The sequence below is a fragment of the Cellvibrio sp. KY-YJ-3 genome (assembly GCF_008806955.1).
Classification (GTDB): domain Bacteria; phylum Pseudomonadota; class Gammaproteobacteria; order Pseudomonadales; family Cellvibrionaceae; genus Cellvibrio.
The window spans coordinates 3,629,598-3,655,435 of sequence record NZ_CP031727.1; the positions used below are offsets into that span (position 1 = coordinate 3,629,598).

Sequence of the window (25,838 nt, forward strand, 5' to 3'; positions counted from 1 at the left end):
CGCCCGATTTGTCTTGAGCGAATTATTAATTGTCTTAGCCCCTTAAGGACACCCTATGACTTCTGCAAAAAGCACCCCGAACACCAGCAAAAAAGCCACCCGCACCAGTGATGAAAAAAAGAGCAAAGGAAGCACAAAAAATAATCTAATCCAGTTCTCCAGCAAGCTCGTTGAGCCCTTAAAACAGGGCACTGACTGCCTTGTAATCGGTTGTTATGAAGGGTTGAAACTAAATGCGGCGGGCAGTGCAATTAATGCAGCAGATGCGCAACAGTTAGAGAGCATTCTCAAGCGTGAAAACTTTCAAGGTAAAGTGGGGCAAACCCTGCTGTTGTTAAATCCGCAAGGTATTGCCGCTGCGCGGCTACTGGTGCTGGGATTAGGCGCAACCAAAGAAGGCAGTATCAGCGGTGACAATTACCGCAAAGCGGTGCAAAAAATCGGCGATGCCTTACGCGCAACCACCTGCAGCGATTTAACCTTGGCACTCGCCGATGTGACGGTAATCAACCAAACTATCGAGTGGCAAGCACGCCAATTGGCGGAGCATTTGAGCCAGCTCGATTACCGCGCCGACAAACTGAAAAGCAAACCCGCTGAAGTCAGCCTGCAATTAAAGAAAGTTACCTTCGCCACAACCAAAGCGGATATTGTTGCAGCAAACAAAGGCTTGGCCCTGGGACAAGCAATTGCCAAGGGCGTAAATCTGGCGCGGGAACTCGGCGACTTGCCGGGCAATATCTGCACCCCAACCTACCTTGCCAGTGAAGCCAAACGCCTTGGTCGTAGCCACACCAAACTCAGTGTGAATGTTCTGGAAGAAAAACAACTCAAAGAATTGGGCATGGGCTCATTCTTGTCCGTCGCCGCAGGCAGCGATCAACCAGCAAAATTAATTGTTCTCGAATACAAAGGCAGCGTCAAAAAACAAGCGCCGGTAGCACTGGTGGGCAAAGGCATCACCTTTGACACCGGTGGTATTAGCCTCAAACCCGGCGCCGCGATGGATGAAATGAAATACGATATGTGTGGCGCCGCCAGTGTGCTTGGTACATTCCAAACCCTGATCGATCTGGAATTGCCAATCAATGTGGTCGGTGTGATCGCCGCCACTGAAAATATGCCCAGTGGCAACGCGACCAAACCAGGCGACATAGTTACCTCCATGTCCGGTCAAACCATCGAAATACTCAATACCGACGCCGAAGGCCGCTTGGTGCTGTGCGATGCACTCACCTATACGGAGCGTTTTAAACCCAAAGCTGTGGTTGATATCGCCACCCTCACCGGCGCCTGCGTAATCGCTCTGGGCAACCACGCAACTGGCCTGTTCAGCAATAGCGATGCGCTGGCCAAATCATTGCTCGCTGCCGGTGAAGAAGCCGCTGACCGCGCGTGGCATATGCCGCTGTGGGATGAATACCAGAAACAACTGGATAGCAACTTTGCCGATATGGCTAACATTGGCGGGCGCGAAGCGGGCAGCGTAACGGCCGCTTGCTTCTTATCGCGCTTTGCCAAAAAGTTTGAGTGGGCACATTTGGATATCGCCGGCACGGCTTGGCGTTCCGGTGGAGCCAAAGGCGCTACCGGTCGCCCGGTACCGCTACTGGTGCAATTTTTGTTGAACCAAATCGCTGCGAACAACGCTTAAATGACGCATATTGATTTTTATGTATTACCCGAAACAACCAGCGAAGCGCGCTGGTTGTTTGCATGTCGCCTGCTCGATAAAGTTCACCGCATGGGCATGCGCACACTTGTGGTAATGGATGATGAAGTTGAAGCGCAGCAGTTCGATGAGCTGCTGTGGACATTCAAACCCGAGAGTTTTATTCCACATCAACTGATCAACACGGGGAAACCTGCGCCGGTGGAAATTACCTTTAATGGTGACGCTGGAGATCATCAAGGTTTGTTGCTTAACTTGAGTAAAACTATACCGCCCTACTTTAGCCGTTTTGAGCGCTTGAGCGAGGTGGTGATTCAAGAGCCCCTGAGTTTACAAACCAGCCGCGAGCGTTTCGGTTTTTATAAACAGCGCGGCTATCCGATCGAAACCAGAAAGTTGTGATTACAACTTAATTTACCGGCACCGAGCATCAGGTAAAAAATATCATGGCCAACACCAATAAAACCAAAGCCGAGATTTTACAAGAACTGGAGTCCATTAAAGGGCTGCTGCTGGAAGAAGATCACATCCCTATTTTGCAGACAATTGATCCCGACTATCCGGATGAAGCGGCGGTATCAAACGCAACCAGCTACAACAATCCGTCCGTATTGCCGGGTCAAACGTCACTCTTTGAAGATGAGTTCCCGCATCAGCTGGATAGGCGCAGCGCAGGCTCTGACGACAACAAAATTTCATTCACCGATAAAACACCGGGGCCGGCCTCACACCCAACGAATTATCGCCCCACGCTGGGCAACACAATTCATACCAGTGTTTCCCGTCCGCTGGCTAAAGCCAGCGGTGAAAATCCATTTCTACCAAAACATATTCGCGAGCGCTTGCACGGTAATAATCCGCCCCCCTTGTTTGAATATGAAACAGCAAAAAAAATTGTAAATTCAACCAAAAACATTGCCAATAAAATGAATAAACCACGGCAAATATTGGTGGATGAGGTAGTCAATGGTTTGATGCCGCAAATTGAAGCGGAATTACGTCACCGCTTGTTGGCCATGAGTGTAGAGGACTTGGAAAAACTGTTACACGAAGAAGATGAATAAAACACTCCATCTTCCTACTTTCAGCGAATTACAACCGGGTCGGCGCTAACTCACGCGCTGACCTCACCTTGCCAAATGCCCAAATAGCCAGAATCACCAACACCACGTTAACAATAAACACCTGGTGATAGCCAAAATAATCGGCCACTACCCCCACCAATAAACTGCTAAATAAATTGCCCATATGCGTGGTGTTGGTATAGAGCGCCGAAGCACCGCCAGAGCGGCCAGGCATAAGCTCCTGAATGACCGAGACACCCACACCAGCCAACAATCCAATAAAAATAGCGTTGAAAATTTGCAGTACAAACAAGTGCCACAGATCGGTAGCAACATAAACGCCCAGATACAAAAACAAGGCGGCAACACCTGCGCAGCGAATCAAATTCACCAACCGAAAACGGCTGGCGTAATGGCCCGCCAACAACATGAACGGCACCTCCAGGGCGGCAGTAGTGCCCATCACCCACCCCATCCATTGGGCGTCGATGTGTAAGTTATCTTTCAAATGTATTGGCAGGCTGATGAGGTATGCGTTGTTCACGCCCCACATCAACGAGAATGCAACAACACAAAACCAGAGCGATTGTTTAATTGCAGGTGTTAAGGGCAGTAACATCACCTGCTCACCGGTGTGATCAATATGAGGTGCTTTTTTCGGCAAGCGCGGCAGGAGTTTAAAACTCACAATGCCCACCAATAGATACAGCCCTGCCGCCACCGAATAGCTCAGACTAAAACTGTAATAAGTTGCCAATAAAAAACCAGCTGGTGGCCCCGCAACCCAGGCAAATGCAATTTGTGCACGCATAATTGCGTTAAACAGCGGAATACGCTCGGGGGGAATTTCTGCCTCGGCATAATCCAGGCTGTAAGCCATAATTTGCGCGAAGGACACCATCGACAAACTGAATAAAAATATTGCCGTTACAGCAACCAGCCAATAGTTGCGCGACAGCGCAAATACCACACAAGACACTGCCCCCAATACACAAAAACTGGCCACCAGCGGGCGCCGGTCTGCAAGCTTGTCGGACCAGTGCCCGATCCAATGGTTGTAGGCAATACTGGCAAGCGCGATGCCGCCAAAAACGAGGCCAACCAACAGCGGGCGCACGCCAATCTCTTTCGCGAGAAAGAGACTAAAGGTTGGCAATACCAGCGCGCCCACAATACCCACAATGAAAAACAGCAGGTAAATACCCAGCGCAACAGGGCGAAACAAGGGAGAGGACACTATCACGACCCAATGATCAGGAATGGATGCCTATAATAGCCGAAACCGGTTACGCGCCCTATGGTACAGACGGGATTTCCGGCGCGGATGGGGCGCTTTCTGTATAATCGCGCCACTCGTCGTTGAGGATAAGACCATGCACTGCATCAGTATTCAAATATCCCCCAAACATGCCCGCGAATTTGATCGCCGTGCATTGTTGGATCGTGTTCGCAGCATTCGCTCACCGGAAGTTGATGCCATTGAAGAAAAAGGCAAACTCTTTTTGAGTTTTAATTTTTTTACTGAATACCCTGCCCAGCTGTGGCAAGAGCTGCAGCAGGCACTTTATTTAGATCAAATTTATGCGCCGCAAATCGCACCGGTATCCATCGTGATTTGCGAGGGTGAAACCGAAGATGACTGCCTGCTGTTGCACCATTTTAATCGCGACGAACCGCTCGATAGTTTTACCTAAGCCCCTACTCTTTTTAATTCCGAGTCATTCATGTCAACAATTAATTGGTTCCCCGGCCATATGCACAAGGCCCGCAAAGAAATTGCGGAAGTCATGCCTCATGTGGATGTGGTGATAGAAGTTATCGACGCACGCATTCCTTTTTCCAGCGAGAACCCACTGGTGCCGAGTTTGCGCGGCGACACACCACTGATTAAATTACTCAACAAAGCCGATTTGGCCGACCCGGCAATTACCGCGCTGTGGGTGGAAAAAATGGAGCAGGAAAAAGGCGTAAAAGCCCTGCCCGTAAGCCAACAGCGCCCCGAGCAAATTCGCAACTTGCTAAATGTTTGCACCTCGCTAGTGAGCGAACGCCAACGTGAAGTGCGCCCGGCGCGGGTGATGATTATGGGTATTCCCAATGTCGGCAAATCCACCATCATCAATACCTTGGCAGGCCGTGTAATCGCCAAAACCGGTAACGAGGCGGGCGTGACCAAAGCCCAACAAAAAATAAAACTGGAGCACGGCATTCTGCTTACCGATACACCCGGATTTTTGTGGCCCAAATTATCACCACCTTCATGTGGTTATCGTTTGGCTATTACCGGTGCGATTAAAGATACCGTATTTGATTACGCAGACATCGCACTCTACGCCGCTGAATATTTATTAGCGGCCTATCCCGATGCGCTAAAAAAACGCTATGGATTAACCGAACTACCTGAATCAGATGTGGAGTTATTGGATGCTATCGGCGTAAAACGCGGCTGCACACGCAAAGGTGGCGGAGTGGAAATCCAAAAAGTCGCTTCGATTTTAATCACCGAATTGCGCGCGGGATTACTCGGACCGATCAGTTGGGAAACACCCGAGATGACGCAACTAGAAGTATTGCGTGCAAAAGAAGAGGATGAAAAAAAGCGAATCGAAAAAGAAGAAGCAGATCGTATTCGCCGCCTGAAAACGCGCAAAAATCGTCGCTAGTATTGATTGTTATGGATACCCGCGTACGCGGGTATGGCGAAAATATATTCTCAAGTGCGTCACCACTTTATTGATCACAATTTTGCAGCCCACCAATCCACGCCGCTATAACCTCAACAGCCTCATCATCAACCAAATGTGATGCAAGTGGCGGCATTTGATTTGCGTCGCGCACCTTCATCCGCGCAAGCAAAACTGAACGCTCCGGTTCACCCGGTGCAATAATACGCGCATTATCGATTCCCAAATTTCCTGCCGTTGGTTGCACGTTGCATGCTTGTGTTGCGGCCAGTGCTGTGCTGTAACGCAAATCCAAATTTACCGGCGTCGGCCCATCCACACTGTGGCAATTACTGCAGTTGCTATGTAAATAACTGCGCGCACGCTGTGCCAAGGTTGCAGCGCCATCAGCGAGTGCAAACAAAGTGTAGGCTCTGTGGGATTGAGTAATTGAGGAAGAAAACAAGCTGATGTGTGCGAGAGAATCTAATTGATGCGCAGTGACGCTGCTCGCACTGTACAACATCGAATTATTTAACTGCACAGTTTCCAAACCCAACGCAAAGTTGGCCACTTGGGTGTGGCAAGTCAAACACTGCGCAGGGCTGGGATACTGCCACCGAATCCCCTCAACCGATTTCTCTTTACTGTCCATTAACAGTTGCGCATCGGTTTGATCATCGCGCCATTCGTAACTAAACCCCTGCCACCCCAGCTCGCTGCGGGCAAATAATCGCGTCTCGATAAAACGATTGTTCAATTTAAAGTGCTTCATTAAAACGCTGCCCACCGGAAACAAAAAATCGCCGTTATTGGTAAGTTCTATTTTTGTATTATCAGGCAGCGAAAAATAGCGCTCTTTTTCAGCGCCATCTGACCATAAGGGGCTGGCTACGGAATAGGGAATCATCGCTGCTGCCGGCAATTGCGGATTGGTTGCATCCGCACAACCTGTTTCAGATAATCGCGTCGCCATTGTACCTGGCTGCAAAGTGCCGCCAATTACTTGCATCTTAACAATTTGCGAACCTGCACCTGACTGACCTATAGCGTATAGCTCACCTTGGTTATCCTGTGCGAATGACACTACGCCACCGGGGGCACTGCCATGTTCTTCAACAAGAATACTGCCGCCACTTTGCAACGTAATAGTTTGAATCGAATTTACGCAGTAATCAGTAAAAAAATATTTTCCGTAAGCTGCCGGAAATTGTGCGCCACGGTAGACATAGCCGCCTATCACCGAACAAACTCCAGTATTGTGATTAATAGATAACACAGGTTTCACTTTATTAGTTGTGGAGCAATTGCTGCGCCCGCTGTAACAAAAATCGCCCTCCATATCACCCCAGCCGTAATTGCCACCGACTGTTACCAAATTTACTTCTTCCCAGGCGCTTTGTCCGACATCACCCACCCACAGCTCATCGGTTTCCCGATCAAAACTAAAACGCCAGGGATTACGCAAACCATAAGCCCAAATTTCCGGTGCATCGCCAGTTGTCGCAAATGGATTATCGGCTGGAATTGCATAACTGCGGTTACTACTGGTGTTATCAACATCAATGCGCAATATTTTTCCCAGTAAATTTTGCGTGTTCTGACCGTTTTGTTGTGGATCACCGCCGCTGCCGCCATCACCCGAGCCAATATATAAATAACCATCACTGCCAAATGCAATTTGGCCGCCATTGTGATTTGAATAGGGTTGATTAAAACGCAACAAAATCACTTCAGAATCGGGATTAATGGTTCCATCGCTCGCGACTTCAAAACGCACCACTCGCGTTTCCATTTCGTTGCTGGAATTGCGCCCGATATAGTTGAAATAAACATAGCGATTGGTGGCAAATTGCGGATGAAATGCCATGCCGAGCAAACCAGTTTCACCACCAGAAAAATCCACACGATCTTCAATATTAAGAATCTCTGTCAGGGTATCAACGCTTTCATTATTTTGAAATCGCACCACCCTGCCTGATTGGCGCGTGACATACCAATAACTGTTGTCATCCGGGGCTTGAAGTAAATTAGTGGCGCTGGCGATATTAGGCAGAGAGGGAAATACCGCTTGCCAATGAATACTAATGGCCGTGCCAGAACTGACTGGCGACGGAGCAAGGCATGTAGCGTTGTCAGGCCTTACGGCCAAACCGGAAACAATACTGCTACTGGAATTTGATGCAACAGAGGAACTAATTGCACTCGTCGGTGCTGGCGCACTACTGGTTGATGATGAAGGGGGATTACCCGAGCCCTTACTGCCGTCACAGGATATAAAAAGCACACAACTGGCTATAAGCAGCAAACTTTTTACGCAAGCCTTCATGGTTGTCACCTCGCAGTGCAATAAAAAAAGCGGCAGTGTTTAATCGCTTAATCATGCGCTTTATTACCCACGAAAGTGTGATTAATTGTTCACAAACAAAAAAGCGAGCATCAATGATGCTCGCTTTTTTAAAATCTCATCGTGCTTTACCGCACCAATAACTGGTATTTTTAGTCGGCGCCAGACTGTAATAGATTGCGCACATAAGCCGCGAGGGCTTGTGGGGTGGGATTTTCAGCAAGGTCTGTCGGTAACTTTTTTACGTGCCAGGTCACTGTCCAATCCAGATGCTGCCCAGGCTCAAGTGTAACCAAAGACGCCTGTTGTTTCATCTCAATAAAAATATGCTCGACATGGGCAAATATTTCTATTTCACTTTCACCCTTGGCAGTTGTACCCGCAGGGCTGTCATTAAATTCTTTTACTAATAAATAACCTTGGTCAACATACGCCATCCAACCTTCTTTGCCATCTTGCATCATCTTGTGATGGTCGGTGCGAATTTTTTTCTTGTCGTAATCAAACCAGGTCAGCTCATCAATCATCTGCACATCCAACGGATAAAAAAGACCACTGGAAATTTCGCTGTCACCGCTCGGGAAAAATAAACTGCCAGAGGATGGCAGGCGCGTCACTTCCAACGGCGCTACATTCTTGCGTTCGGTGCTGTGATTGGCAATGCGATAGTCGATGGTAATCCGATCAACACCGCTAGGGCGGTAAGTTTTGGTGAATTGATAGCCGGTGCGTGGATCTATTTCGCTCATCAATACCACACGATCTTCTTCGGTGGTTAAACGATAAGGTTTGTTGTCCAGCACATCAATGGGCGGCCAGCCCCAATCAGTTTGAGGGCTGGACCAGAGCACAGTGCCCCAGTCAGTCACCTTATCCAAATCGACAATGGGCACCAGTAACTCATGCCCTGCATATTTGAGCGACGAGATACGGCCACCAACTTTGGGCATTATTTCCAGCCGAACCTTACCCTGTTTGATCAGCAGGCGAGAGCCATCCTGTTTGCAAAAGTGAGGTAAATCTGCGGACTCCTCTTTACCTTTGCTGCACCCGGCCACAGCCAAAAAGACTATGGCCAAACATGCGATCAGGGAATAGCGAATACTCATTGTCTATCAAAATCCTCTAGCAGTAGCGCAACTGCTACCAAGGTCTAGCGCCACGCGGGCGGGGTTTTACAGTAATTTTACAGCCACCCCAGTGTACCTATTTTTTCCCGCAACAACCATTTAGAGGCAGGTAAAGCCTAGTAAAGCAAGGTAAATAACTTGCGCTGGAACTCAATCGCTAAAGGGTCTGCCTTACCGAGCGATGCAATAATGGTATTAAACGATTGCCGCGCCTCACCTTCTGCAAAGTTGCGATCCTTACGCAAAATCGCCAGTAAATGCTCAAGCGCCAAACGGTGCTCGAGTTCCTGATGGTATTGCAGCGCCAATTGCAAACGCACCTGTAAGTCTTCGGGTGCGGCAGCGTGAGCAGCTTCCAAGGCAGATAATTCAGGTGTTTTGGCGGCTTGTTTTTTCAGCGCCACCTGCGCCATTAATTGTTCGTAAAAAGCATCCTGATCGACCATTTTTATGGTGGATAAAATCGCTTCTGCATTATCAATACGATTTAATTCCAAATGACACTGGGCGATTAATAACCCGATCGCCGCCAAGTGATTCGACTGATCGTAAGCCTGACGCAACAGCGGCAACGCTTGTGCATATTGCGCCTGCGCAATTAACTCTCTGGCTTGTTGTAGCGGCGCTTCCCACGGCTTAGGCAAATACTTGGCAAGCACTTCACGCACTTGTACTTCAGGTAAGGCACCGGTGAAGCCATCAACGGGTTGGCCCTCCTTCATAATCATTACCGTCGGCAAACTGCGCACGCCAAATTGCGATGAAATCATTTGTTGATCATCGGCATTTACTTTTGCCAATAAAAAAGCACCCGCGTATTCATTGGCTAACTTTTCCAAAATGGGCATCAGATTTTTACAGGGGCCACACCAATCTGCCCAAAAATCGATGACTACCGGACGATTGAATGATTCATCAATTAGATACTGCTGGGCATTGTCGAGGGTGATATCAACAATTGATAACAAGGGGCTATTCATCAGGTTATTCATTGGTTCAGTCATTAATTTTTACTCCATCTCACGCAAACTAATTGTCAGGTTTTCAGTCGCCGATGATACATAAGCAATAGTTTCGGTGATGGTTACGCTTAGTTTCATGGTTTTATCGGCTAGCGCGCACAGCTGCTGTAATTCATCGGCGGCAAAATAGTGAATGGATACTTTAGGCAGGGCACGAATGGCGGCGCCATTGGTTTTCCACCAAACATCCATACCACGCCCATAGGTAAATACACGTACAGCTTGCGCTTGACCCGAGGCTTTTTTTAAACGATCCGGCGCCGGCTGCCCCACTTCAATCCATTGCAAAATCGTGCCGTTGTCATGTTTTAACCATAGATCAGGCTCCTCCATGGAAGAGAGACCTTTGGTGAAGGTTAAATTTTCCGCAGCGCAGTAACAAAAGGCTAGAATGCGCACCATCATACGCTCCACCGTTTCCGACGGATGCAGTGCGACAGTCAGGTTATAATCGCCATACACATTGCGATCCATATCCGCCAGGGTAATCGTTGCTTTATAAATTGTTGCCTTTTCTGCCACAGTTTTTCTCACTTAATCAAAGCTAAATAATGTCCGATACTTCGTTTGAAATACCGCAAAAATTTGAATTCACCGTCACCCAAGCTGAGCAGACTGCGCTCGATTTGTTGGCAGAAGGCACCGGGCTGTCCAAGCAGCGCATTAAAGATGCGATGAATAAAGGCGCCGTCTGGTGGACACTCAAAGGGAAAACCCTACGCTTACGGCGTGCAACCAAGGTGTTATACAAAGGCTCACGCATCCAATTTTTTTACGACGAACAAGTGCTTGCGCGCAAACCGGAAACTGCCACGCTGATTTACGATGCCGGCAACTACAGTATTTGGTTCAAGCCGCCAGGCATGCTCTCACAGGGTTCCCAATGGGGCGATCACTGTAGCATTTTACGGTGGGTCGAAGTGAACGGGCAATTTACCCAGGGGCGTGAAAAACGCGAGTGTTTTTTAGTGCATCGTTTGGATGGCGATGCGAGCGGATTAATTATTCTGGCGCACGACAGTCAAGCCGCCGCAAAACTATCAACCTTGTTTCAAGCACGCGATATGCACAAATTTTATCAAGCTTGGGTGGTGGATGACTGCGAAGTACCCACAAGCGGTTTAACGCTGAGCTACGAGCTGGATGGCAAATCGGCCATCACTCACATCAAAAAAATTCGTGCGGAAAATAATAAAACCCTGCTGGATGTAACCATAGAAACCGGCCGCAAACATCAAATTCGCCGCCATCTAGCTAACATCGGCCACCCCATTGTGGGCGACCGTGTTTACGGCAAGAAGGCGAGCGTAGGTTTGCAGCTATTAGCTTATCGGCTGGAATTTATCTGCCCTTTTAGTCAGCAACGCGTGGTCGCGGAGCTGCCTAAAGAGATGCAATTTAACTAGTAACTACTTGGTAAGCACTTGCAACGCCGCTGACACATATACCAATGGCGCATTCCAGTTAATCGCGATTTCATTGCTGGCATAACTGCAATAGTGGTCAAGATAAGATTTGGCAGGAATTGCCGACGGATAGGCCACGGGACAATCATCTTTGTCCTGCTGGCGCGGCTGGGGGCCACCAGCGATAAAACCGGGAATGGGCGCATCGATACCATCCGCGCCTGATGGGCGGTGATGTGGATGCAAGGTAGATTGTTGACCGAAGCCGGTGACAAAAGAGGTGTCCACCGCATTACGCCCCAGCACATAATCCAGCGTTGATTGCGCCGCATCCAAATAATCCCGCTCACCGTTTATGCGATAGGCCTGCAGCAATATCATGCCCTGCCCCAAAGCCACGGAATTACTACCCCAAATAAAATCGCCTGTTTGCATAGTCACGCGGTAAGCAGAATCTGCCCAGGTTGAACGCAATTGCTTGGCCAAGGTTTCAACCCGCCCCACAATCAATTCCTGATCCGCAGCGGCACTTAGCTGCGCGCGATGATGCGCGAGAGAAATCCACCCCAAGCTGCGTACATCACCCCAGGAAGGCACGGTTGCACTGATGCTTGCTGCCTTTGAGTCAGTGTAATAGCTGTCTTTTTGGGTGGTGATATACAACTCCGCCGCTGCCCAGAAAAACTCATCGTCCAATTTGCGATCACCGTACTCGCCGGTTTTAACATCTTCTGGTTGCTGATAAATCACCGTGGGATTCGCCTGTGCCCACAACCATGCAGATTCTGCCGCCGCGAGCATTCGCGCTGACATGCCTGGCAACTGGGCCTCATACTTGGCCAACACCCGGCTAGCAGTCGCCATTACGGCGGCAAAATCCAGCGCTGCCGTGGTCGTCTTTTGCACCACATAGCGCTCGGTGGTCGCCTCGTGGGGCATGACCATGCCATCAAACTTTTTGTTGGTGAGTTTGTGATAAACGCCGCCATCGCTCGGGTCTTGCATGGTCAGCATCCACTCCAGATTCCACAACGCCTCGTTGAGCACATCAGGAATCGCATCGCCACTTTCGGGAATATTTAAGTTTTGCGCGGCAAAAAACTGGGGAAAGTGTTCATAGGCCGCCAAGAGTGAATAAGTAGAAATACCTGAATTAACAATGTATTTGTTGTAATCACCCGCGTCATACCATCCCTTGGGACTGGAAATCACAGTTCCCTCGGGGCGAGCTGGATTCGCGGCAGAGGCGTGAACTAAAACATTGGTATCAGGATGCCCCAAGGGGCGCGCAAAAATACCGGCATGCTCAGGCAGCAACTCCGCACTATTACGATTGAAATAGAAGGCTTTGATGCTGGCCGCATTCAAGGCAAGGTATGCATCATCGGCGATTTTAAACGGGCGCGAATCGGCAATACCGGCAACGCGCACTCGATATTCACCTGCGCGTGTTAGCTGGGAAAAATCCGCCAACTTTACAGACTCTTCCGCTGGCGCCCACGCGGCGGAGGGAGTCAAATCTCCACCAAAAACCTCATTCCCGCTTGCGACATCAATGACACTGAAACGGCTGGCGCCAACATCAGGCACCAACGCCATTTTTGCAGAGCCGGTCAAAAAGCCCAGTTGATTCAGCTTGATACCCGCCGCTGCCTCAGCGCTCTGCTGTGAGCTTGAAATTGATGCAGATGAGGATGAAGACGGTGCCGGCGGCTGATCGCCCCTACCACAACCGCTCAATAAAAAAGCTGAACCAAGTGTTGCAGCGGTCAACACCACCACGCGCATAGCTTTGGGTTTTGCGGTAAAAAGTACCATTGAAACGCTCCAGTTCCTGTCAGACCAATCAGGTCTGATCATTATTATGCTGATGCAGAGATAGGATTTGACCGGTAATAGTCAAATCATATCAAAGCGACTGGAGAGGATTCTGGTAGCGATCAGGAGGGAGATCAAATGCTTAGAACTTTCTTTACAAAAGGAATGGTAAGTTTACGTTGCTCGGCCAGCGAAGCATGATCCAAGCGCTGTAATTGCCAAAAGAGTTCATTGGTATCGCGCGGTAAGCGCTGAATAATGTACTGCGCCACATCGTCGCTCAGTTCCAAGCCACGGGCGCGGGCGCGCAACTGCAACGCGAGTTGTTTATCGTCGTCGCTCAAGCTGTGAACCTGGTAAGTCAGCCCCCACTGCAAACGTGAGCGCAAATCTTCCAGCGTTAAGGCAAGCTCACGTGGCCCGTACTCTGCCGCAACCAGCAAACGTTTGCCCTCATCGCGCAGACGGTTGTAGAGATTAAAAATCGCCAGCTCCCAATCGGGACGACCAGCCACTGCAGGCAAGCAATCCAGACAAACCAAATCCACCGATTCCAAGCCAACAAACAATTCATCAGGCGCGTAACCCGCCAAATCCCGCAGCGGTAAATATTGCACCGACAAACCAAGGCGTTGCGCTTGGTGACAAGCCGCTTGCAGCAGGTGCGTTAAACCGCAGCCCGGTGAGCCCCACAAATAAACGAAGGCCTCACCGCTGCCATCGACTTGCTGGCGTAACCCCTGCAACACCATTGCGTTGTGAGTTGCAGTTGGCGCATAAAAATTTTCAAAGGTGGCATCGTCGTTCAGGTTAACGCCCAGGGACAATTGTTGCGGCAAATTCACCATCACTACTTCTGCCAAACGTAAATCAGTGGATCCTGCAAAGTGCCGGAATTAATAACTGCCGCGCTCGGTTGCAGGTCGCTAATAGCAGCGGTAACTGGAGCATCCGCGGGAGCCGGGTTATTAGGCATCTGCTCACTGGCCAAGGCGCGTTCAAAATCAGCCATTGCCTCTGCATCTATGCCCTCCGGCAGTGTTTCCCCTTGACTTGGTTCAGACTGGGATGCCCCCATCACTGCGGGCTGGGCAAGTGCCAAACGACGCCCCAATGCCAGAGTATTGGTCAAGAGCCGGGTATCCGCCTCTGTCGTCAATCGAACAACGACACCTTCTGCATTTACAGTGACAACTTCCATACGTTGCACTAGAGCCAACCCCTCAAGATAGGCTTGAACTTCTTTAAAGGCGGCAAAACTGGTGATATTTCCCACACGCAACACTATCTGTTGCGCGCCCTGATTGGTTGGCATGATCGCGTACTGATTCGCAAAATAATCGGCAACCTGATCGATCACATTATTAACTAACCCCTTAACCTCCGGAGTTTCATCGGTAAATCTTGTCTGGTTTTCGCCGTGCAACAGCAGCCACTCACCCTGCCATGGACCTTGTGCAGGCTCGGCAGGCGCAACGCCCAAAGCACCTTCAGCACTGCTGGCACTGGAAGCTGCAGGAGAAACTGCCACGGCAGAACTTGCCAGAGCTGTCTCGGCAGAATCGGCGGTAGCTAGGGGATCGATCACCATCGCAGGCGGAATTGACCCCATGCTGCTAGGCATATAGCGCCCCACCAAAATGGCGTCAGCGTTGTAGCGAACAGAAGCCGCCAAAATCTTTTCCTGATTCACCGCCCACAGATCATCGGCCACAATAGACATACTGTCCTCAACATCGTGCTTGGGGAACATCAGGGGCAAACCACGATAAGCGGCAGCACTGTTGATCGCCTGAAAATCAACAACTTCGGGCACTAGATGCAAACCGCGAGAATCCTTGAATACCAGCCACACCAACAAGGTTGGACGCTGGGCAGGCCAGAGCGGCAACTGTGCGTCACGCAATAACTGGCCAATAGCCTGCGGCTCGTAATCCAATTGCAGTGCAAGCGCGGTAAAACTACGCGAGCCCTCGATCAGTTTTTCACTGGAGGATTTGTAGCTAAAACCAAACAGATAGTTTTGGGCTTTAGGCATAGCGGCGCGAACAACCGGGTTATCGAGCGCATTGCGCTGCCCCGAGACTCGCACCATTAACTCGCCAAAAGTCGCGCGTGCCGCTGCATTACGCTCAGCCTCAGCCTGGGATTTCACCAGCGCTTGGGCACGATAAATATCGACCTGCTGACCGGCATAAGCAGGACTTACACAGATAAAACACAGCGACCACAACAAGATACGGATCAATGAAAGACGCACCAAATTAACCCCTGAAAACAGCCAATAAATGGGATGGGGTCGCATTGTAACAGGCTTAAACCAGCCAACGGCAAGCGCAATTGGGCGCAGATTCAAGAAATTCACAGATACGCGAGCATCGCTAACATCACCGAAGAAGAATAACTTTCACCCTAACCGTGCTTTGCACTGCACGCCTCACCATAAGCTGTTAGAATGGCGGCCTTTTTTTAAACCACTCCAACTGCAAGAGCTGTGAGCCATTTCCTATGAGCCAAAACCAAACTCCCACCCCATCCCTTAGCTACAAAGACGCTGGCGTTGATATCGAAGCTGGCGACGCACTGGTCGAGCGCATTAAAAGTGTCGCCAAACGCACCCGTCGCCCGGAAGTGATGGCAGGCTTGGGTGGTTTTGCCTCGCTGGTAGAGATTCCTGCCGGTTATCGCCAACCCATTCTGGTTTCTGGCACTGATGGTGTAGGCACTAAATTGCGCCTCGCCATGAACTTGCAAAAACACGACACCATCGGTATCGATCTGGTTGCTATGTGCGTGAATGACCTGGTGGTCACTGGCGCCGAACCACTGTTCTTCCTCGATTATTACGCCACCGGCAAACTCAATGTTGATGTGGCCGCAGCAGTAGTGTCAGGCATAGGTGATGGCTGCGAATTAGCTGGCTGCTCCCTGGTTGGCGGTGAAACCGCTGAAATGCCCGGTATGTATGAAGGTGAAGACTACGACTTGGCAGGTTTCTGTACAGGCGTGGTGGAAAAATCTGAAATTATTGATGGCAGCAAAGTAAAAGTGGGCGACACCCTAATCGCCCTCGCCTCTAGTGGCCCGCATTCCAACGGCTACTCGCTGATCCGCAAGATCATCGACGTTACCAAGGCCGATTTGAATCAGGATTGCGGCGGTCGCCCGTTAGGTGACGCCCTAATGGAACCAACGCGCATCTACGTTAAGTCTGTATTGAAACTGATTAAAGAATCGCAGGTTAACGCTATGGCGCACATTACCGGCGGTGGCCTGACGGAAAATATTCCGCGTGTTTTGCCTGACGGAACCAAAGCCGTACTCGACACCAAGAGCTGGGCTTTTCCTCCAGTATTTCAATGGCTGCAGCGCGGCGGCAATGTAGACATACGCGAGATGTACCGCACCTTTAACTGCGGTGTTGGCATGGTCATCGCAATCCCCGCAAGCGAAAAAGACAATGCGTTAAATATTTTGCGCAATGCCGGAGAAAACGCATTTGTAATTGGCCATATCGCCACTGCAAACGCTGACGAGCATCAAGTAGAACTGCAAGGTATCTAATTGCATGCCCACCTCTTCTCGCCCCCCACTGCGTGTTGTTGTTCTTATCTCTGGTAGCGGCAGCAACTTGCAGGCGCTGATTGACGGTGCCAACAGCGGCGAGCTACCCATTGAGATAGCTGCCGTTATCAGCAATCGCCCGGATGTTTTTGGCCTGACACGCGCCAAAGATGCAGGAATTGTCACGCAAGTACTCGATCATAAAGTTTTCGCTAGTCGTGAAACCTTTGATGCCGCATTGATGCAAACCATCGATCACTATCAGCCCGACCTGGTCGTACTCGCGGGCTTTATGCGTATTCTGACCCCTGAATTCACCCGGCACTATCTGGGAAGAATGCTAAACATTCACCCATCATTACTGCCCAAATTTCAAGGGTTGCACACTCATCAACGTGCATTGGATGCAGGCGAAAGCCATCATGGCGTCACCGTTCACTTTGTCACTGCGGAGCTGGATGGTGGGCCTGCGGCAATTCAGGCAAGAGTGCCAGTTCTGCCAGGCGATGACGCAACGCAACTGGCAAAGCGGGTTCAGCGCCAAGAACATATTATCTACCCTCTTGCCATAAAATGGTTCGCACAGGGGCATCTAGTGATGCACGAAGGTAAAGCCCTGTTAAATGGTGAACTTTTACCCGCAAGTGGTTATCAAATTGAGGCAAATGAGCCCTAAAGGATTTCCTATGCACAGCCTCCGTATCATTTTTCTCTCTCTGGCCACCCTGCTTTCAACCGCCACTTTAGCAGCCGAAGCCCCCAAAACCTTTGACAATGAATACAGAGCCAAGCTCTATGGCTTTAATATCACCGTCACTAATCGCCTGAGCAAGACAGACGATGGCAAATACAATTTGCTATTCAAAGCGGATTCCATGATTGGCACCATTACCGAACAAAGCCATATGCAATGGAACCCCAAACAACAAACAATTACCCCACTAAGATACACCTATGTGCGTCGAAGCCTGGGTAAAGACCGCAATGCTGAATTAATTTTTGATTGGCCTAATAAAACTGTCACCAATAACGTGCAAAAAACCAGCTGGGAAATGGACATAGCACAGAAGGTACAGGACAAATTAAGCTATCAATTGCAAATGCAGCAAGACCTACTCAATGGACACAAGAATTTTGAATACCAGATTGCCGATGGCGGTCGACTCAAGAAATACAAGTTCGCTACTGTGGGCGAAGAAATGCTGGAAACACCATTGGGGAAAGTCAACACCGTAAAAATTAAACGCAGCCGGGAAGATAACGAGCGCGTGACCTATGCCTGGCTTGCCAAAGACTGGAACTACCTACTGGTTCGCTTGCAGCAAGAAGAAAAAGGTGAGACCTACACCATTTATATCCACAAAGCGACAGTTGATGGCAAAGCCATTACCCATTTTTAATCTATACCCTGTATCGTTTTCTTTTTACTTAACCTGAAAGGTTCATTATGAATATCTCCGAAAATTGCGTTGCCAGCTTCCACTACACCCTGACCGATGGTTCAGGCAAGGTGCTCGACTCATCCGAAGGTCAAGAGCCACTGTCTTACTTACACGGTGCAGGCAACATCATTCCAGGCCTTGAAGACGCACTGGAAGGCAAAAAAGTGGGCGATAAATTAAATGTTGCCGTTAAAGCAGCAGAAGCTTATGGCCTGCGCGACGACAGCTTGGTACAACAACTGCCCTCAAACATGTTTTCAGGTATTGAACAAATTGAAGTTGGCATGGAATTTCATGCTGAAACCGAGCAAGGCCTGCAAGTCGTCACCGTTACCCACGTAGAAGGCGATCAAGTGACTATTGATGGTAACCACCCATTAGCTGGTGTGGATTTAACCTTTGATGTAGAAATCACCGAAATCCGCGCTGCCACCGAAGAAGAGCTGAACCACGGCCACGCTCACGGTGCTGGTGGCCATCATCATTAAATGATGTTGCACAAAAAAGGCTCCTTTACGGAGCCTTTTTTATTTCCTCGACGTTTATTTCAACTCCACCTTCTGCTCGCCACAACGACCGCATTTATAGATAGTGACCAATTTCCCCTGCTTCACATCAAACTGCTTTTCCTTAACAACTTCCCACTTATGGAAGCCACTGCGACACAGAGTTTTACCCTTATGTTTTTCAAAAGGGCTCGGTTTTTTAAACTGGATTACATCACCCATAACTGCCCTCAGCCGAGACAATAACCTTAAGTGCGCGGTAGAGTCACACCACGCTGACCTTGGTATTTACCTCCGCGGTCTTTATAAGATGTCTCACAAATCTCATCCGATTCAAAAAACAACATTTGCGCCACACCTTCATTGGCATAAATTTTTGCAGGTAGAGGTGTGGTATTGGAAAACTCCAAAGTCACATGCCCCTCCCACTCCGGCTCGAGAGGGGTGACATTCACAATAATACCGCAGCGCGCGTAGGTAGATTTACCCAAACAAACGGTCAGAATACTGCGTGGAATTCTGAAATATTCAACTGTCCGAGCCAGCGCAAAGGAGTTGGGGGGAATAATGCAAACATCGCTTTTAATATCGACAAAACTTTTTTCGTCAAAATTTTTAGGATCGACCACCGTTGAGTGCACATTGGTGAAAATCTTGAACTCATCGGCGCAGCGAACATCGTAACCATAGCTGGAGGTACCGTAAGAAACGATACGTTGACCAGCAGCATCGTAGCGAATTTGCCCCGGCTCAAACGGTTCAATCATGCCGTGCTCTTCAGCCATCCGGCGCATCCACTTATCGGATTTGATGCTCATAATTTCACCTGTCGCAAAATGTTAAACGGCGCGCATCATAGCCTTTTTGGCAACGAAAAACATCAATCGCACCCGGTATCAATGAGTGTAAAAGCCATTGGATGGGGCAGATTTTCCATACCTGATTGTGCAGCAATCGACACGGGATCGCCGCTACATTCATCAAGCATCAACTCCAAACTGGTGCGCATTGAATTCAAAGCAATAAACTGCTGATCCAGCTTACCCAAATACCCTTTGAGCAACTGACGAACCTGTAGATTACGCCGCCCCGGATCACAATAAAGCACTAACAACTCGCGACACTCTTCAAGACCAAACCCCACCGCCCTCGCCCGCTGCAAAAATCTCAACCGCTCAACATCCGCCATAGCGTAAATTCTATAGCCATTAGACGCTTGCCGCGCAGGCACTACCAGACCAACCTCCTCGTAAAAGCGGATCGTCTTAGTCGGCAAACCACAAGCCTGTGACGCCTGACTGATATTCATAGCCCCCCTCCAATATTTCGATAATACCCATGAACACAAACATTACATAAACAGAAAGGTTAGCTCAAAAGAATAACTATTCCCTTTCATTTTTTATACGAAAGGCATGTTTTTTCACCGAAACAGGAGCAAAAAAAGTCAAAACCAAGAGACACAACCCACAGTTGTAGAATAATATTTTTGTTTTAAATCATTATGTTAAAGATGTTTGTTGACAAATAGATTTAATAATACAGAATTGGAATCACAAACTGCTGTTTTTCTCCTTACTCAAACGCGGAAACAAGCAATGGAATACCTCGACATTAACCATGCCGAATGGCAGAAAATGTGGGATGAGTTGGCCAGTTACCGCCTGAATGAGGGTGACCCACTGTGCGTAAATGATGGCCATTGCTGGGAGTACATGGGGTCTACTGCGCATCATCACCATTTACGCCACGCCTGTCACCCCTTAACTAACAAGCCTGAATATATCTATATCGAGCGTATGGGCGCAGCTTTACGCTGGGCCTAGAGCAGCGTCACCCAACATGGAAAAGAATTCTATTTGAGACCGTGCAATTCACATCCTTTCCTGTGCAAAAATGTGTTAATGTTCGTGCGTTTTTTAACTGCGCGCGCCCATTAACCTCAAAAATATAATGTAAAAATAACAATGAAACGCTTCGCTCTATTCGTTGGCATTGGAGGGATCTCCAGTCTTATTCAATTCCTTCTACTTATTATTTTTATTGAAACAAAACTGTTAACAGAGGTTTCTGCTTCAGCTGCCGGATATGTGTTGTCATCGTTATTCAACTACTGGGCAAACTACCATTTCACTTTCAAGAGCAGCCGAAGCCACTCAGAGACTTTCCCTCGATTTGTTATTGCAGTGTGCATAGGCTTGTTTTGCAATACAGTATTGTTTGCCGCCTTTTTATGGCTGTTTGACAACTACTTGCCTATTCCCTGGGTTGAAAATTATTTAGTGGCGCAATTCATCGCAACAGGCATTACTGTATTTATTAACTTCGCGGTTCAAAAAATCTGGATATACAGGAATCACTAACATGACTGCATTCATTCCGTCTCTTGCAATCGTCATACCCTGTTACAACGAAGAAGAAATGCTCCCCAAAACATTGGCAACCATGCTCGCATTACGCGATGGGATGATTGCGCGCGGAAAAATTAATGACAAATCCAAAATTTATTTGGTCGATGATGGCAGCAAGGATAAAACCTGGGAAATACTCGCACGAGAAGCTGCACAAAACTCCGCATTAGTAGGGGTTAAACTTTCGCGTAACAAAGGTCATCAGAATGCGCTTTATGCTGGACTATGCACCACCACAGAAGACATCACCGTCAGCATAGATGCAGACCTGCAAGACGACCCGCAAAACATTGAGGCCATGGTAGATGAATACCTGAAAGGCAATGATGTGGTTTATGGTGTACGTTCGGCTCGCAACACCGACACATTTTTCAAGCGTTTTACCGCTGAAGGCTATTACCATTTGATGAAAAAAATGGGAGTAGATCTAGTCTTCAATCATGCCGACTTCCGCTTACTCTCACGTCGCGCCCTGGAATCACTCAAAGAATACGATGAGTCCAATTTGTTTTTACGTGGCATAGTACGTGAAGTAGGCTACCCCTCATCGGTAGTGGAATATGAACGCCAAGCGCGCGAAGCCGGCGAAAGCAAATACCCATTGAAAAAAATGCTTTCTTTTGCATGGAAAGGTATTACTGCATTTTCTACGGCGCCACTGCGCATGATCACAGTGCTGGGATTGGTATCAGGCTTTGCATCATTCACATTAATTGCTTGGGTACTGGCAATTCGTTTTTTTACCGACAATGCTACGCCGGGCTGGGCATCTGTACTTCTGCCATTATTATTTATTGGCAGTGTGCAACTTTTATGTCTTGGAGTAATTGGCGAGTATCTTTCAAAAATTTACGAAGAAGTAAAAAGAAGACCAAAATTTCATATTAGTGAAATTATTAAAAAGGATTAATTCAACATAACCGGTATAAATTAACGTTATGAACACCCAAGAATCCAACAATAACAGCCCAGCAATCGAACCAATTAACGGCCTCTCACTATTTTCGCACGCCACCACACAGCCTCCGGCGAGCCTGCTGCAAACCTATTTGGTATTCGTGGTTATACTCAATTTCAGCTTATTATTTTTAAAAGGCTACAGTCAGGATTTAGGCTATTGGCAAGATTGGGTAAGTCAATTATCTAATAATGGCTACGATAGTTTTAATGGCAACTACCCTCCTGTGTATATTCACTGGCTATACTTGGTTGGAAAATTTTACAATCTGACGGCAATACCACTTGAGCACAATGATCTTTTAAAATTTTTAACACAAATTCCAGTCACAATATGCCACTGTTTATTAACGATTGTGATTTTTCGCCAATTACAAACCACCAAAGCAAAACCAGCACTATTACAAGCAGTAATGGTACTTACCGTTTTTAACCCAGCGATTTTGGTGAACGGCCCTATTTGGGGGCAAGTGGATCTTGTTCCTGCTGTGATGGTGTATTGCAGTTTGGTTGCAGCCAGCAGCTGGCGCTATGCACATTTGGCAATTCCACTCTTTACCCTGGCATTGCTAACTAAATTCCAAACAATTGCCTTTGCACCTGTTTTTGGTTTTTTATTTTTTAATAAAATTCGCCAACACTTACTTGGCATTTTGATTGCCGTAGCTCTTAGTGTATTGATATTTTTACCTTCAATTATCGCCGGACATTTCTGGCAATCCTTCCGCCAAGCCTATATTGATACGCTAGGCCAATACCCAATGACTACGTTTAATGCCGCAAACTTGTGGATTCTGCTCACGGGAAATACCGTACCTGACAATATTATTTTGTTCGGTGTACCGCAGGATTCAATCTGGGCGCGTATATTTATGGCAAAGTATTTTGGAATGTTATTGTTTTCAATAGTTTCACTCCTAATATTCATTCATGGTGTTTATTTTTTAATAAAAAACAAATTGTATATTGGTAGTAATCAATTATTAAGTTATTCGCTTTTTGCGGCAACTATATGTGCCCTAGCGTTCTTTACGCTACTGCCGGCCATGCATGAGCGATATCTATTTCCTGCTACCGTTATGGCATTGGGTTATTGCGCAACTGCGCGTCAAAAAATACTCTATCCCGCGCTGATTAGTATTGCTTGTGCGCTGAATATGCTAATCATTCTGGAGATCAACGGCTCAAACATTTGGCTTGGTTTATCGTGGTTAACCGTTGGAATCCTAATAATTGCCTTAATAGACCAACTAACGAATCATCAACTATTTACAAACCTTCAACACACTCTCAAATACATTTTTCGAATTCCATTTTTGGGGCTGTGGTTTTTTGTTGTGGCGGCCGGGCTGATGATTACCTACTTATACGACAGATATCATATTCATCAAATTGAGTTGACAGAAAAACAGGTTCTGCTAACCAATTTACCATTGGTTTATGCCCGCCAAGACCATGGCACCATGGCAGTTAACCGTAGCTTTGACGGCAACAAACTGTCTGTCGCTAATCGCAGATATGCCCAAGGTATAGGCACCCATGCCAACTCTGACATTCAATATCAATTACCAGACGACGCTGAAATATTTAGCTTTATGGTTGCACTTGATGATGAGGTGGGCACTGCAGATGTTCAGTTTTCGGTATGGGGTGATGGAAAATTACTCTGGCAATCTAATCCTATTTACGGTTATGAACGAAACATACCGACCCAAAAAATCGACATTAGTGGAGTACAGATGTTGAATTTAAAAGTTGCGCCACTGAAAGATGACAAGTGGGATCATGCCAACTGGGTAAATACAGTTATTCACTTAAAAGAAGCAGATACAGAATAAAATATTAGCTTTTGTAGCATCAAAAATAAACGTTACTAATTAGAGTAACCACATTAAAACCTTATTAGCAGCGACATAGATAGGAATAAAAATAAATGAAACAGCAGATTTTATGTATGTTTAGATCAAAAACTGTTTATTTTTTAATACTTATAGCTGCACTTTTTTTATCAATAATAAAAACTATTCAGCCTGACTTAACAAATTTTTCAATAACCACGCCATCAGGAAAAACCCAACAACTGGAGCGCCCAAGCTTTATACAATCTACCGAAAGTGGCATCTATCGTTTATCAGGCAACCTCGATATGGGAAAGTATTCCAGCCCAATTCTACGGATAATACCTGATGATGAAATTTTATCCCTAAGTGTTAATGACAAACCCATCAATTTGAACAGTATTCCGCACCACCTACGCAAAGATTACAACCGCGGCTTCACTTATGATCTACGCGATTACCTGAAGGAAGGTAACAATAAAATTGAAATCGTGTACTCAGACCAAGGCGGTTTAATGGGGATTGTTATCAGCGGCGAAGCGGAAGGCTACACAATCGTATTGTTATATTTACTAGGCAGCATTTTTGCTCTCATCATTTCGCTCAAGGCGCTAAGTACACTTAGAGTATCGACACCCATTAAGTTTTTGTTTATCGGCGCTTTACTAATTCGTATTTTCTATTTTTCAGTAACACCTGCCGATATTCGCGATCATGATCTGGGCGATCATATAGGTTACAGCGAATACTTAAGCACAAGATGGATGCCGCCGCCTGTGGATTATGCTACTGGTGGTGCCTTTTTTCACCCCCCTCTTTACTACTACACAGGCGCCTTGGTTTATCGTGCCACTCAATGGTTTGAACCAGATAATAAAGTAACCATCTATCGTACACAGCAACTACTCAGCCTTACTTACTCTATGGGATTTGTATTGTTTGGATTGTTGATTTTGAATGAACTTTTAAACAAGTATCACCATGGGCGCAATCAAGATCTTGAAACAAAAAGCCACGGTGTTTACATAAATCATCAATCTGAGCAGCCATCTGCCATTACTACCACGCAATCATCACTCTTTTGGTTAATAGGTTCGCTCTTTGCATTCTGGCCGGTATCGATCATTCACTCAGTGCGGATTGGAAACGATCCGATGCTCTATTTTTTATTTACTGCCAGCTTGTATTTTATTATTCGCTGGTATCGTCAAGATCAAAAACGTCACTTAATGCTGGCAAGTATTCTTGGCGCCGCTGCAATATTGACCAAAGCGAACGGAGAAATATTGATTGTAGTTTTGGGAATCATTGGTTTGATAAAGATGATAAAAAGTCGGGACTGGCCACATTACTTAAAAATAGCGATAGCACCATGCTTAATCATGTTGGTGGCAACAGCAATTACTGTGGGCCCAGGATTAATTCTGAAGCTGGAGGGTAAACGCGACAAACTCTACATCGATAATATTGACGGACTTTCAAAAGCCAATTTGGTGGGCAATACCGCATCTAACTATTTTTGGTTTGACGCAAAAATTTTTATCACCGAACCATTCACAGACCCCTACGATGATCGAATGGGGCGTCAATTCTTCTGGAATTATCTCGGTAAAACAGGGTTATTTGGAGAGTTTAAATACCCCAGCCCTCTTTCGGTAAATATGGCAGTAATTTGCAGCTTCTTTGCCGTACTCATGCTGATTTATTGTATTGCTGGCTTGTACCGCATGAGCAGGGATGATCTCAAATTTATGGCTCCTATTTTACTCTCGGGATTCTTTCTCTGGGCTGGTGTAACCTATATGCGCATGACTTTTCCAGCTAATATTGATTTCCGCTACATAGTGCCAATTTTAATTACATTCTGTGGCTTTTATGCCGCAAGTATTTTGAGCTTTGAACGTCACGGAATTAAACGCATGGCGACTATAGGCAAAGCTATGGCTTGGATGTTTACTGCATCCGGGATTCTATTTATTTTAGGTATTTCGTAAATTG

General features: G+C 47.3%; 25 protein-coding genes and 1 pseudogene. 15 read left to right on the forward strand and 11 right to left on the reverse strand.

Annotated features, from left to right (window positions below; genetic code table 11):
• The first annotated feature begins 55 nt into the window (after positions 1-55).
• The 3 genes from D0B88_RS15400 to D0B88_RS15410 are packed head-to-tail and all read left to right on the forward strand — an operon-like array spanning position 56 to position 2,736.
• A complete protein-coding gene (locus D0B88_RS15400; protein WP_225318400.1) occupies positions 56-1,654 on the forward strand; it encodes a leucyl aminopeptidase in 1,599 nt (532 codons plus the stop codon).
• Entirely contained in the window at positions 1,655-2,074 is a 420-nt protein-coding gene (locus tag D0B88_RS15405; protein ID WP_007642098.1) for a DNA polymerase III subunit chi, read from the forward strand.
• A 44-nt stretch (positions 2,075-2,118) separates the two neighbouring features.
• Complete coding sequence (locus D0B88_RS15410; RefSeq protein ID WP_151058277.1) at positions 2,119-2,736, forward strand: hypothetical protein; 618 nt, start codon at positions 2,119-2,121, stop codon at positions 2,734-2,736.
• Between the two features lie 28 nt (positions 2,737-2,764).
• Here D0B88_RS15410 and D0B88_RS15415 read toward each other — a convergent pair whose 3' ends face one another.
• Entirely contained in the window at positions 2,765-3,973 is a 1,209-nt protein-coding gene (locus D0B88_RS15415) for a sugar efflux transporter (protein WP_225318401.1), read from the reverse strand.
• 136 nt (positions 3,974-4,109) lie between these two features.
• On the opposite strand from D0B88_RS15415, the gene D0B88_RS15420 reads away from it, so the two are divergent.
• Both D0B88_RS15420 and ylqF read left to right on the forward strand, forming a co-directional pair.
• Complete coding sequence (locus tag D0B88_RS15420; protein ID WP_007642101.1) at positions 4,110-4,430, forward strand: hypothetical protein; 321 nt, start codon at positions 4,110-4,112, stop codon at positions 4,428-4,430.
• Positions 4,431-4,460: 30 nt separating this feature from the next.
• Entirely contained in the window at positions 4,461-5,399 is a 939-nt protein-coding gene (gene ylqF / locus D0B88_RS15425; RefSeq protein WP_151058279.1) for a ribosome biogenesis GTPase YlqF, read from the forward strand.
• A gap of 67 nt (positions 5,400-5,466) precedes the next feature.
• Here ylqF and D0B88_RS15430 read toward each other — a convergent pair whose 3' ends face one another.
• From D0B88_RS15430 to D0B88_RS15445, 4 genes are all read right to left on the reverse strand, one after another.
• Positions 5,467-7,728: a PQQ-dependent sugar dehydrogenase gene (locus D0B88_RS15430; protein ID WP_151058281.1), complete on the reverse strand. Its 2,262-nt coding sequence runs from the start codon at positions 7,726-7,728 to the stop codon at positions 5,467-5,469.
• A gap of 170 nt (positions 7,729-7,898) precedes the next feature.
• Positions 7,899-8,855 (reverse strand): DUF4380 domain-containing protein, encoded by a 957-nt coding sequence (locus D0B88_RS15435; RefSeq protein WP_007642120.1) that lies wholly within the window; start codon positions 8,853-8,855, stop codon positions 7,899-7,901.
• A gap of 137 nt (positions 8,856-8,992) precedes the next feature.
• A complete protein-coding gene (gene trxA, locus D0B88_RS15440; protein WP_151058283.1) occupies positions 8,993-9,880 on the reverse strand; it encodes a thioredoxin in 888 nt (295 codons plus the stop codon).
• A 6-nt stretch (positions 9,881-9,886) separates the two neighbouring features.
• Positions 9,887-10,420, reverse strand: coding sequence for a YaeQ family protein (locus D0B88_RS15445; protein WP_151058285.1), 534 nt, complete (start codon positions 10,418-10,420; stop codon positions 9,887-9,889).
• A gap of 29 nt (positions 10,421-10,449) precedes the next feature.
• On the opposite strand from D0B88_RS15445, the gene D0B88_RS15450 reads away from it, so the two are divergent.
• Positions 10,450-11,304 carry an RluA family pseudouridine synthase gene (locus tag D0B88_RS15450; RefSeq protein ID WP_007642127.1) on the forward strand — a complete coding sequence of 285 codons (855 nt, stop codon included), beginning with the start codon at positions 10,450-10,452 and terminating at the stop codon, positions 11,302-11,304.
• A 3-nt stretch (positions 11,305-11,307) separates the two neighbouring features.
• On the opposite strand, the gene D0B88_RS15455 is transcribed toward D0B88_RS15450, so the two are convergent.
• From D0B88_RS15455 to D0B88_RS15465, 3 genes are all read right to left on the reverse strand, one after another.
• On the reverse strand, positions 11,308-13,122 hold the full coding sequence (locus D0B88_RS15455; protein WP_151058287.1) for a glycoside hydrolase family 9 protein: 1,815 nt from the start codon (positions 13,120-13,122) through the stop codon (positions 11,308-11,310).
• Between the two features lie 134 nt (positions 13,123-13,256).
• Positions 13,257-13,970, reverse strand: a complete 714-nt coding sequence (gene hda / locus D0B88_RS15460) for a DnaA regulatory inactivator Hda (protein WP_151059474.1) — start codon at positions 13,968-13,970, stop codon at positions 13,257-13,259.
• Between the two features lie 2 nt (positions 13,971-13,972).
• Positions 13,973-15,382: a DUF2066 domain-containing protein gene (locus D0B88_RS15465; protein ID WP_191966455.1), complete on the reverse strand. Its 1,410-nt coding sequence runs from the start codon at positions 15,380-15,382 to the stop codon at positions 13,973-13,975.
• Between the two features lie 248 nt (positions 15,383-15,630).
• Between D0B88_RS15465 and purM the strand changes: the two genes are divergently transcribed.
• From purM to D0B88_RS15485, 4 genes and pseudogenes are all read left to right on the forward strand, one after another.
• Positions 15,631-16,686, forward strand: coding sequence for a phosphoribosylformylglycinamidine cyclo-ligase (gene purM, locus D0B88_RS15470; protein ID WP_007642138.1), 1,056 nt, complete (start codon positions 15,631-15,633; stop codon positions 16,684-16,686).
• A 4-nt stretch (positions 16,687-16,690) separates the two neighbouring features.
• The gene (gene purN / locus D0B88_RS15475) at positions 16,691-17,362 is read left to right on the forward strand and encodes a phosphoribosylglycinamide formyltransferase (RefSeq protein WP_151058291.1); all 672 of its coding nucleotides are present in this window, start codon (positions 16,691-16,693) and stop codon (positions 17,360-17,362) included.
• A 10-nt stretch (positions 17,363-17,372) separates the two neighbouring features.
• Positions 17,373-18,014, forward strand: a pseudogene (locus tag D0B88_RS15480) (DUF3108 domain-containing protein); the annotation flags it as partial.
• A gap of 119 nt (positions 18,015-18,133) precedes the next feature.
• Positions 18,134-18,616: a peptidylprolyl isomerase gene (locus D0B88_RS15485; protein WP_007642144.1), complete on the forward strand. Its 483-nt coding sequence runs from the start codon at positions 18,134-18,136 to the stop codon at positions 18,614-18,616.
• A 54-nt stretch (positions 18,617-18,670) separates the two neighbouring features.
• Here D0B88_RS15485 and D0B88_RS15490 read toward each other — a convergent pair whose 3' ends face one another.
• The 3 genes from D0B88_RS15490 to D0B88_RS15500 all read right to left on the reverse strand — a co-directional run bounded on the left by D0B88_RS15490 (position 18,671) and on the right by D0B88_RS15500 (position 19,943).
• The gene (locus D0B88_RS15490; protein ID WP_151058293.1) at positions 18,671-18,856 is read right to left on the reverse strand and encodes a hypothetical protein; all 186 of its coding nucleotides are present in this window, start codon (positions 18,854-18,856) and stop codon (positions 18,671-18,673) included.
• Between the two features lie 26 nt (positions 18,857-18,882).
• The gene (gene dcd / locus D0B88_RS15495; RefSeq protein WP_007642150.1) at positions 18,883-19,452 is read right to left on the reverse strand and encodes a dCTP deaminase; all 570 of its coding nucleotides are present in this window, start codon (positions 19,450-19,452) and stop codon (positions 18,883-18,885) included.
• Between the two features lie 62 nt (positions 19,453-19,514).
• The gene (locus D0B88_RS15500; protein ID WP_151058295.1) at positions 19,515-19,943 is read right to left on the reverse strand and encodes a MerR family transcriptional regulator; all 429 of its coding nucleotides are present in this window, start codon (positions 19,941-19,943) and stop codon (positions 19,515-19,517) included.
• A 289-nt stretch (positions 19,944-20,232) separates the two neighbouring features.
• Between D0B88_RS15500 and D0B88_RS15505 the strand changes: the two genes are divergently transcribed.
• The 5 genes from D0B88_RS15505 to D0B88_RS15525 all read left to right on the forward strand — a co-directional run bounded on the left by D0B88_RS15505 (position 20,233) and on the right by D0B88_RS15525 (position 25,834).
• Complete coding sequence (locus tag D0B88_RS15505; protein ID WP_007642161.1) at positions 20,233-20,460, forward strand: hypothetical protein; 228 nt, start codon at positions 20,233-20,235, stop codon at positions 20,458-20,460.
• Positions 20,461-20,601: 141 nt separating this feature from the next.
• On the forward strand, positions 20,602-20,997 hold the full coding sequence (locus D0B88_RS15510; protein ID WP_040391830.1) for a GtrA family protein: 396 nt from the start codon (positions 20,602-20,604) through the stop codon (positions 20,995-20,997).
• A gap of 1 nt (position 20,998) precedes the next feature.
• Positions 20,999-21,955 (forward strand): glycosyltransferase family 2 protein, encoded by a 957-nt coding sequence (locus D0B88_RS15515; protein WP_040391831.1) that lies wholly within the window; start codon positions 20,999-21,001, stop codon positions 21,953-21,955.
• Positions 21,956-21,983: 28 nt separating this feature from the next.
• Positions 21,984-23,840, forward strand: a complete 1,857-nt coding sequence (locus tag D0B88_RS15520) for an NPCBM/NEW2 domain-containing protein (RefSeq protein WP_151058297.1) — start codon at positions 21,984-21,986, stop codon at positions 23,838-23,840.
• Positions 23,841-23,935: 95 nt separating this feature from the next.
• A complete protein-coding gene (locus D0B88_RS15525; RefSeq protein ID WP_151058299.1) occupies positions 23,936-25,834 on the forward strand; it encodes a glycosyltransferase family 39 protein in 1,899 nt (632 codons plus the stop codon).
• Positions 25,835-25,838: the final 4 nt, after the last annotated feature.

Bases quoted from the DNA above. Each gene is read 5' to 3' on its own strand.
- D0B88_RS15410 (WP_151058277.1), top strand. From the start codon at position 2,119: ATGGCCAACACCAATAAAACCAAAGCCGAGATTTTACAAGAACTGGAG.
- D0B88_RS15515 (WP_040391831.1), top strand. From the start codon at position 20,999: ATGACTGCATTCATTCCGTCTCTTGCAATCGTCATACCCTGTTACAAC.
- D0B88_RS15405 (WP_007642098.1), top strand. From the start codon at position 1,655: ATGACGCATATTGATTTTTATGTATTACCCGAAACAACCAGCGAAGCG.
- D0B88_RS15400 (WP_225318400.1), top strand. From the start codon at position 56: ATGACTTCTGCAAAAAGCACCCCGAACACCAGCAAAAAAGCCACCCGC.
- D0B88_RS15430 (WP_151058281.1), bottom strand. From the start codon at position 7,728: ATGAAGGCTTGCGTAAAAAGTTTGCTGCTTATAGCCAGTTGTGTGCTT.
- D0B88_RS15435 (WP_007642120.1), bottom strand. From the start codon at position 8,855: ATGAGTATTCGCTATTCCCTGATCGCATGTTTGGCCATAGTCTTTTTG.
- purM (WP_007642138.1), top strand. From the start codon at position 15,631: ATGAGCCAAAACCAAACTCCCACCCCATCCCTTAGCTACAAAGACGCT.
- hda (WP_151059474.1), bottom strand. From the start codon at position 13,970: ATGGTGAATTTGCCGCAACAATTGTCCCTGGGCGTTAACCTGAACGAC.
- D0B88_RS15485 (WP_007642144.1), top strand. From the start codon at position 18,134: ATGAATATCTCCGAAAATTGCGTTGCCAGCTTCCACTACACCCTGACC.
- D0B88_RS15510 (WP_040391830.1), top strand. From the start codon at position 20,602: ATGAAACGCTTCGCTCTATTCGTTGGCATTGGAGGGATCTCCAGTCTT.
- D0B88_RS15500 (WP_151058295.1), bottom strand. From the start codon at position 19,943: ATGAATATCAGTCAGGCGTCACAGGCTTGTGGTTTGCCGACTAAGACG.
- D0B88_RS15455 (WP_151058287.1), bottom strand. From the start codon at position 13,122: ATGGTACTTTTTACCGCAAAACCCAAAGCTATGCGCGTGGTGGTGTTG.
- D0B88_RS15490 (WP_151058293.1), bottom strand. From the start codon at position 18,856: ATGGGTGATGTAATCCAGTTTAAAAAACCGAGCCCTTTTGAAAAACAT.
- D0B88_RS15420 (WP_007642101.1), top strand. From the start codon at position 4,110: ATGCACTGCATCAGTATTCAAATATCCCCCAAACATGCCCGCGAATTT.
- D0B88_RS15505 (WP_007642161.1), top strand. From the start codon at position 20,233: ATGGAATACCTCGACATTAACCATGCCGAATGGCAGAAAATGTGGGAT.
- D0B88_RS15520 (WP_151058297.1), top strand. From the start codon at position 21,984: ATGAACACCCAAGAATCCAACAATAACAGCCCAGCAATCGAACCAATT.
- D0B88_RS15525 (WP_151058299.1), top strand. From the start codon at position 23,936: ATGAAACAGCAGATTTTATGTATGTTTAGATCAAAAACTGTTTATTTT.
- D0B88_RS15450 (WP_007642127.1), top strand. From the start codon at position 10,450: ATGTCCGATACTTCGTTTGAAATACCGCAAAAATTTGAATTCACCGTC.
- ylqF (WP_151058279.1), top strand. From the start codon at position 4,461: ATGTCAACAATTAATTGGTTCCCCGGCCATATGCACAAGGCCCGCAAA.
- dcd (WP_007642150.1), bottom strand. From the start codon at position 19,452: ATGAGCATCAAATCCGATAAGTGGATGCGCCGGATGGCTGAAGAGCAC.
- trxA (WP_151058283.1), bottom strand. From the start codon at position 9,880: ATGACTGAACCAATGAATAACCTGATGAATAGCCCCTTGTTATCAATT.
- purN (WP_151058291.1), top strand. From the start codon at position 16,691: ATGCCCACCTCTTCTCGCCCCCCACTGCGTGTTGTTGTTCTTATCTCT.